This window comes from Pseudomonas peli, assembly GCF_050563605.1.
Classification (GTDB): domain Bacteria; phylum Pseudomonadota; class Gammaproteobacteria; order Pseudomonadales; family Pseudomonadaceae; genus Aquipseudomonas; species Aquipseudomonas peli_A.
In genome coordinates this window covers 1-362 of record NZ_JBNXUH010000225.1, presented here as the reverse complement: position 1 = coordinate 362, position 362 = coordinate 1, and the positions used below count along the sequence as shown (strand labels likewise).

Genomic DNA, 362 nt, shown 5'->3' with positions numbered 1-362 from the left:
ATTTTGTACCTTCCATCTCTTTCTCTCTGTGGCCGTTTGTTGTCTGTCTCTTATACTCATCTGTCGCTTCCCACTACGCTCCTCGTGTYTYTTTTTKTTTTTTTCTTTTTCTCCYTYTTTYYTYTTTTCTTTTTTTTTTTTTTTTTTTTTTTTCCTTTTTTTTCTCTGCCTTCGCTCTCTTTTTTTTTTTTTTTTTTTTYTYCGCCTTTTTTTTTTTTTTTTTTTTTTTTTTTCAACGAGCCCCCCACCACCATAGCTCCCCCCGCGGGGGCCGTCGTCGGCACCGGCAGGTTTTTAAAAGAGCCTGTTTTTCGCCGCCGATACGACCCAGGGCATTGCCGCGCTGTGGCAGCGTTTCGTGC

At 41.8% G+C, this 362-nt stretch carries 1 protein-coding gene; it reads right to left on the bottom strand.

What is annotated here, in order from left to right; all coding sequences use genetic code 11:
- Positions 1-56 precede the first annotated feature (56 nt).
- Positions 57-362: hypothetical protein (locus tag ACQ4LH_RS21540; protein ID WP_430698997.1), on the bottom strand; the 306-nt coding region annotated here is incomplete at its 5' end.